Here is a 7,076-nt window from a genome sequence, read left to right on the forward strand (position 1 = left end):
TGCCATGCACTGTTCACCCTGTCTTTACCCTTTAAACCACGTCCATAAAGCTGCGCGAATATCTTGTCATAGGTATCATCAGGAGTGCTTATAAGCTGATCGTCTGGAAATACAGCCGCGCTTAAAGCCGCGCCGGCCGCAAACAGATCAGGGTGTTTAAGCGTATAGACCAGCGTTCCATACCCACCCATTGAAAGGCCTGCTATGCCGCGGTACCTTTTTTCGGCTTTAACCCGACATACTTTTTCAATATGTGGTATAAATTCTTTGAAAAAAAAGTCTTCATATTTCTCCTTGCCATCGTAAGAGTTGATGTACCAGCTCGAATCAGCATTAGGCATAACAATGATCATCGGCGGGATGGTGCCATCGGCTATGGCTTTATCAGCATAACGGTTAACTTCACCAAATTGCAACCAGCCGGTATGGTCATCAGTATAGCCATGCAGCAGGTAAACCACAGGGTAAGTGCGGTTGGCGGTTTCATAATCAGGCGGGAGGTAAACGGCATAGTTTACATTGCGCTTTAAAATTTTGCTTTTTATGCTTTGTTCTTCAAGCACCTTGCCTTGCTGCGCAAACAAGCTGAAGCCGCTTATCATCAGCAGAAATAAAAAAGCAGGTTTTATCATTTTCATAGTGCAGATTTTTAGGTTTTAAAAATTAAGCGCTTTACCCTGTTGCGGGTATACCAGGTTTAACTGTAATTTATTGGCTGCCTTTAACTGTACTTTAATTTTGCTGATGCTGGTAGCGGGCGGCTTTAAATGTGTTACTACTATATTCAAACCTTTAACAGCATCGGCACCGGCAAACGATGCAAGTTTGTCCATCTCCGTCATCAGCCATTTCGGTGTAAGGTGACCAAACAGCGTTTTGTCGGGTTGCTCATTAGGGAAGGATACCTCTATTAAAATAGCTTTCAGCTTTTTGCTTTTTACCAATGGGGCAACGGCCTGCCACAGGTTTTGCATATTGCCGCTTTTTTCAATTTCGTCAGGACCTGTATCGCCTAAATAGAGCAAATAGTTGTCATTATTATTCACTAAAAAAGCAGTGCTTGTTAAATTGGAATGACTGAGCGGGAAGGCCTGAACCTTAAGTTCGGTATTTTCGATAGCGGTTTCAGCGCCGGGCTCCAATACTTTATAATGGTACTTTTTGAGGGCAGGTGTCTCGCCCTGATCGGTAAAGTTAGCCCAGCTTTTCCAGGTAAAATAATGGGTTTTTATGGTTTCGATGCAATCATTAAGCGCATAGATGTTTTTGGTACTATCTTCCGGCGAATTAATAATAAGTCCGGCAATATGGTCAAGGTGCGAGTGGGAAATGAAATAGCCTTTGATATATTGTTTAAGTATTACGCTTGCGGGCACGTTAAAGCTTTTATTGGCCACGGCCTTTTCAATCCCATAATGCAGTGTACCCGCATCAAGGCAAATATAATTGTTGCTCCCGGCGGGGGCAAGCATATAGGCCGATAGGTTACTTTCATCAATGCCGCCCAATACACCTAAAGGCACCAGTCTGAAAGCTGTGCCCTTTGAAGTTTGCGCTAATACAATTACGGGAAACAGGAAAATATATAAAAACGGCAGTAATTTACGCTTGAGGTTCATTTTAGGCAGATTTAGCTTTAATATGCTACGGTACTAAATTAAGGATATGCCTAAATAATCAAAGTAAAATGCCGCCTGTTTTTATGAACACTTACATTACGTAACGTGTTTTAAGGCACCGTTCACAGAAGAATTTCCTGATCGGAAGCCAAAATAGGGTGGCTTTTAATAACAGGCTGCGCTTACGCCTGGTTTTTAAGGGCTCATTACATTTTTTACACCGGTGAACTGCGCGTGGTGTGTCTCTTACAATTTCCATTGTCAGGGGGTATCAATAGTTTTCTGTAAAATTAAAAGTTTAGCTTACTTAAACGAAAGTTTACAGATTTTGGTTAGCCCCTTTTTGAAAAAATTATTCGGTTTTCATAGCCTTCGCGGCCGACTTTTTATACTCATAATCTCCGCCTAACAAATACCCCCATGGCTTAAGCGTTTCAATGCGGTCAAATATGATCTTGAATATGGCAATAACAGGAATAGAAAGAAACATGCCCGAAAGCCCCCAGATCATTTCGCCCAAAATGATGCCTATAAAAGAGATGAGTGCATTGAGCCTAACCTTCGAGCCAACTATGGTAGGAAGCAAAAAGTTAGCGTCGACCGCGTGGATGCCGATAACGCTCACAGCCACGGCAATGGTATTGCTGATACTGCCCGTAGCAAAAGTTATCACCGTACTTAACAGCAACGCGGTGAAAATACCGATGTACGGTATAATATTGAAAAGTCCCACGATAATGCCCAGCAAAGCGGCATATTTAATACCGATCATCCAAAAAACGGTAATGGCTACACCGGCGACTATGACCATCTCCAGCAGCAGACCTAATATGTATTGCCTTAAAATGCTTTGAATATTTTCAACAATATCCATTACCACATGCTCATTTTCATCTCTGAAAACCCATACTATAAAGCGGATGAGCAAACGCCTGTACAGCAGTATAAAAAACGTAAAGATCAGGATGAACACATAGAACAGCATAAGCGACGAAATTGCCCCGAAAGTAGTGCCCAGTACATCGGTGCCCGATTCCATTAGTTTTTTTGCTGTATCGTCAACATAGGCCATTTGTTTGGCGGCGTTAACATGAAAGCATGCTGGATCCACTCCTGAAGGTCCTGTATGGATTGTTTAACCTGTTTTTGAAGCATAGGCCAGTCGTTGGCCATGTTCGAGATCTGTGACCCAACGAGATAAAGGATCCCCCCAATAACACCGATCAATAATAATATAGAAACCAGCGATGCCATGCTACGGGGGAGCCTGAGCTTGCTTTCAAGAAAATTACAAACAGGCAGCAATAGGATGGCGAATATAAAACCGAAGATCATCGGATCAAGCAGGTCCTTACCCATAATAACCAGGTAGCCCAGGGCCATAAAGCCGATAAGTACTAATGCAAGACGTTCGTAAAATGGAGCTATGAGTTTTTTTGTTGGCATATGGGCAAATGTTGGGGTATATTATGATGGCTTAACACGCAATTATTTCAGATGTTTTGAAGATAAGTAATAATTGGGAACAGACAGGATGAAAAACGTGAAACATTTAATTTATCGATACTCCCGGATTTAGCAGTAGTTTTAACTACGATAATACCATGGACAACAGACTTCCGCTCGCTCTTGCCACCATTAAAAAAGCTACTGATTTTATGTTTGGCAAATATTTTGCGTTGTAATGATATCATTTACTTTAAAACTAACATTATGGCACAGTATTCGGAAAAGGCCGGTGAAAAGGTTGAGAAAACCATGCATGAAATGAAGGAAGGCAAGTTAAAAAGCGGCAGCGGTAAAAAGGTAACCAGCAAAAAGCAGGCAATAGCAATAGGGCTTTCCGAAGCACGGAAAGAAGGCGCCAAAGTACCCAAAAAGAAAAACTGATAGAGGGTTCATACAAAGACAGGCTCATTGAAATGCTTATAGCAATTTTCAATGAGCCTGCTTTTGGATAAGTATCATTGAGTTTTTAATTAATAAGTTGAAATTGAAAGTTAAGCAGGTCCTTCTTTATTTCAAAATTGCGTTTGGCAATGCCTGAGATGTAAATATCCATGGCTTTGTTAAATTTATCTATTGCTTGATTATCATAGGTGGGCTCATGGTAATAAATATAGTTCCCTGTTACATAAGTTTCCAATGTTTTAACCTGCTCGTCAGTAAAATACGGCCTGGTTACAGCATCTGCTAAAATTTCGGTTATACGGGGTTTTATCTTTTTCTCATGCCTGCTCACGTTTCCCAATGTGCGTATTATACCCTCAACAGGCATTGGGTTGTATACTTTGTTAAATTCATGCATAATGTTATTGAACAGGTCATAATCCTTCACTGCATCTATTTGCAATGCAAATAGCTCCCCGTATTTTACGGTAAGAATTTCACGTTCAGCATCGGATTTTGCAGCCCTGTAGTAGTTAATGAAGATCTCACGGTCTAAATCCTTTATTTTCTGATCTGCCCGGCCTATTTCTTCATTAAGCACAGCCTGTACTCTATAAGCATCAAGTCGTTGGTATTTGGCACCTCTGAAATCAAATGTTTTAATATCTGTTCGTACTTCGCTTAATTGGTCAAGCAGGGCAACGTCTTTTTGTTTATCTGCTATCCCTTTAGGAAGGTTGCAGTTTTCCTCTGTTAAAATATCATTAATATCCAAAATTGGGCTATTTGCGGCCGATAGCACAGCTTCCTCTATATCAAACTGAGTAATGATCCGGCTGTCATAGTACCCTTTATAATTTTCGTTGAGTGAATTAGATGATATATTGCTGTAAAAATCGTCTTTAAATGCTTCGAAGTTTAAAACGGTGGCCGGCTTTTTATTGGTCGGTGTGTATAGCTGATCGGTAAGCCGAATTTGTAGTTGTTCCGCGTTATGAAAAAGTGACCATGCCGTTTCAGTAAATTCCGGTGTGATCAGGTTGATCTTTTTGGCGTGCAGCTCCCTATCAGCAGTCGTAGGATGCGAGGCCCATTGATTTGTGATAATTATCTCACTTTCCTCTGGCGCAAGCATCCCTTCGGTAATTACAGGTAAGCCGGCCGCATCGATACCATTTTTATGTATAATAGCAAAATACCGGGTAATTTCCTGCTGTATAGGATATATGTTATCAACCCTTTTGCCGTCATGCAATTGCCTGTTCAGATAGCTCATCAGCGTTGTATAGCTTGAATGTCCTATATCAATCCTTTTTAAAGATGTTATCACCTGGTTTGATCCGCTAACATAAGCCGCTACAGCATCGGCATGAAACTCCATCTCGCGCGAAAGACCAAGATATGTTTTGTTCAAAACACCATATACTTTACGTAAAATGAACTGGATGCCACGAATGATCTGGATGTTCAGCATAGCCATCACTCTGAAAACATTATGGATCCTGGCCCATTGGTTTAGCAGTTTGCCATACCCTTCGTTATCATACAGCATGTTATAGATCACTTTATTAAGGTTATATACATAACTGCCAAATTTCATGCTCTGTTGTGAAAAGTGACCGAACTCATGGGCCATGATTGCCTTAAATTCCGAAATATTGACACTGTTGACAAGGCCAAGTCCGATGTTAAGGTTTTTCTTTACAGGGAAAAACATGCTCCAGAAACTTGACGTATAAAACACTCCGGCGTTTACCTCCGACGAAACAAAAATACGTTTGGGCGAGGGCGCTTGTGCTTCGGTGGTTACCTGGGTAATAAAGCGAAATAGATCCGGTTGTTCCCCGGCGGTTATTTCTATCATACCAGAGTAATCGGTTCGTGACCTTTTAAAAAGAAACTTGATCACAAAGTAAACGAGCAATAAACCGGCTATTATAAAGGATATACCTAATAGAAGGCCCCAAAAACCAATACCTGCCAGCATAATATAATAACCTATAACACCGAAAGCTATGGCAATGGCCAGCGAGCCGCAAAAGAGAAATAGATAGGTTAAAATAAATAGTAAAATGGCACCAACCGAAAGGTACACATACTTTTTAAATGCCTTTGAGGGTTTAATAATACTTTTATCGGCCCCTGCTGGCATGGGCGGATACGATAAGGTTAGGTTTTTCATTTAATTTTTTAACGTAAACGCATCGATGATATCCATCAGCGTTACTGCTTCCTCAATGGGGCAGGGGTTTGGCCCTTCGCCTTTAAAGTAAGCCACTATTTTGGTTATAAAGGGCTGCTGGATATGCTCTGGGTGTGTAAAAGTTATAGTTTGTTCTTCTGTATCGGTTTTCCAGGTGATGTAATTACCAAAAAACGGGAAGGTTATTTTTCCTTTTGTACCGATGATCTCGCAGGTATCGGTGGTTTCGCTTTCGGCTACATTGAAACACCATGAACCGTTTACCACCACTTTGTTTTTAAAAAGGATCTGCCCGCACACGTGATCGTCGGCAGGTGTTGAGTTTGATTGGTTGAGCGAAAACCCATGGTACATTTCGGGCTCACCGAAATAGTATAGCATTAAATCGAGTTGATGAGGTGCAAGATCATGAAAATAACCGCCGCCTGACAGCTCAGGCAGTACACGCCAGTTGGTTTCCACATCGGCAATAAGAGCAGGTTTACGGCTTTGCCACATCCTGATCTGTACGGTACGGATCTCGCCTATCAGTTCGGTATCAATCAGTTCTTTAACTTTTAAAAACATGGGCAATGCCCTGCGATAATGGGCAACCGTAAGTTTTGAGTTAGCGCCCTTTACTGCCGCTGCCATAGCCTTCGCCTCTGCCGAATTGCGGGTTACCGGTTTTTCAACGTAAACATTAAGCCCTTTTTTTAAGGCTGCAATGGCATAATCAAGGTGAGAAGCCGGAGGGGTAGCTATATAAACGGCATTGAGCTCAGGATTATTCAGCAGTTCATCGGCGTCGCTGTACCATTTGCCTACGCCATGCCGGGTAGCATAATCGGCTGCTTTGTCTGCGTCGCGGCGCATAACGGCCACAAGGTTACTTCCGGTTACTTTTTTAAATGCCGGCCCGCTTTTTTTTTCTGTTACGTTGCCGCAGCCTATAATACCCCAGTTTATCGTACTCATATTAGCTTTCTAAATTCCCCTGATGGAGATTTGAAAATAGTTATTTTTTTATATTTATAAAGTAACAACTTCACCGCGAGTACCAACGTCTACTCCGGGTTTCTCGCAGATTTAAGTTAACCCACAAAATTGCTTTCGTTTAATCAGCAAGGCGTTTTGTTTTGCCCCCTCTGGGGCAAAGGGTATTTCTGTTTTTTATGCTACAAACCTTTTGCACCTCTGGTGCACCTGTCCTTAGGCATCTCAATTAATACCTGTTTATTAAACTATAAAAATCCCCCAGAGGGGGAAAAGGTTTGTAGAAATAACGTTACGTCCCTTACCCGAGCCCCAGAGGGGCTCAACTTACTCAATTGGCTATAATCAATTTGACTATCAATTTTGTGAGTTAACTTAAACTCGCAGAG

Annotated in this window: 7 protein-coding genes; 1 reads left to right on the plus strand and 6 read right to left on the minus strand. The window is 41.6% G+C overall.

All coding sequences use genetic code 11. The annotated features are described in order from the left end of the window. The 4 genes from VF500_RS29840 to VF500_RS29855 all read right to left on the minus strand — a co-directional run. Positions 1–638: alpha/beta hydrolase (locus VF500_RS29840; protein ID WP_330863149.1), on the minus strand; the 638-nt coding region annotated here is incomplete at its 3' end. An 18-nt stretch (positions 639–656) separates the two neighbouring features. After that, positions 657–1,619, minus strand: a complete 963-nt coding sequence (locus VF500_RS29845) for a 3',5'-cyclic-nucleotide phosphodiesterase (protein WP_330863150.1) — start codon at positions 1,617–1,619, stop codon at positions 657–659. 352 nt (positions 1,620–1,971) lie between these two features. Continuing rightward, the gene (locus VF500_RS29850) at positions 1,972–2,691 is read right to left on the minus strand and encodes an AI-2E family transporter (protein WP_330863151.1); all 720 of its coding nucleotides are present in this window, start codon (positions 2,689–2,691) and stop codon (positions 1,972–1,974) included. Continuing rightward, positions 2,658–3,065 carry an AI-2E family transporter gene (locus VF500_RS29855; protein WP_330863152.1) on the minus strand — a complete coding sequence of 136 codons (408 nt, stop codon included), beginning with the start codon at positions 3,063–3,065 and terminating at the stop codon, positions 2,658–2,660. Before VF500_RS29855 ends, VF500_RS29850 begins: the two co-directional genes overlap by 34 nt. Positions 3,066–3,332: 267 nt before the next feature. Between VF500_RS29855 and VF500_RS29860 the strand changes: the two genes are divergently transcribed. Further along, positions 3,333–3,509, plus strand: coding sequence for a DUF6496 domain-containing protein (locus tag VF500_RS29860; RefSeq protein ID WP_330863153.1), 177 nt, complete (start codon positions 3,333–3,335; stop codon positions 3,507–3,509). Between the two features lie 85 nt (positions 3,510–3,594). On the opposite strand, the gene VF500_RS29865 is transcribed toward VF500_RS29860, so the two are convergent. Together VF500_RS29865 and VF500_RS29870 are read right to left on the minus strand one after the other, a co-directional pair. Next, positions 3,595–5,691 carry a M48 family metallopeptidase gene (locus VF500_RS29865; protein ID WP_330863154.1) on the minus strand — a complete coding sequence of 699 codons (2,097 nt, stop codon included), beginning with the start codon at positions 5,689–5,691 and terminating at the stop codon, positions 3,595–3,597. Continuing rightward, on the minus strand, positions 5,692–6,669 hold the full coding sequence (locus tag VF500_RS29870) for a Gfo/Idh/MocA family oxidoreductase (protein WP_330863155.1): 978 nt from the start codon (positions 6,667–6,669) through the stop codon (positions 5,692–5,694). Positions 6,670–7,076 lie beyond the last annotated feature (407 nt).

The sequence above is a fragment of the Mucilaginibacter sp. genome, assembly GCF_036383575.1.
Classification (GTDB): Bacteria; Bacteroidota; Bacteroidia; order Sphingobacteriales; family Sphingobacteriaceae; genus Mucilaginibacter.

Coding starts and splice junctions, on each gene's coding strand:
- VF500_RS29860 (WP_330863153.1), top strand. CDS start 3,333: ATGGCACAGTATTCGGAAAAGGCCGGTGAAAAGGTTGAGAAAACCATG.
- VF500_RS29855 (WP_330863152.1), bottom strand. CDS start 3,065: ATGCCAACAAAAAAACTCATAGCTCCATTTTACGAACGTCTTGCATTA.
- VF500_RS29865 (WP_330863154.1), bottom strand. CDS start 5,691: ATGAAAAACCTAACCTTATCGTATCCGCCCATGCCAGCAGGGGCCGAT.
- VF500_RS29845 (WP_330863150.1), bottom strand. CDS start 1,619: ATGAACCTCAAGCGTAAATTACTGCCGTTTTTATATATTTTCCTGTTT.
- VF500_RS29850 (WP_330863151.1), bottom strand. CDS start 2,691: ATGGCCTATGTTGACGATACAGCAAAAAAACTAATGGAATCGGGCACC.
- VF500_RS29870 (WP_330863155.1), bottom strand. CDS start 6,669: ATGAGTACGATAAACTGGGGTATTATAGGCTGCGGCAACGTAACAGAA.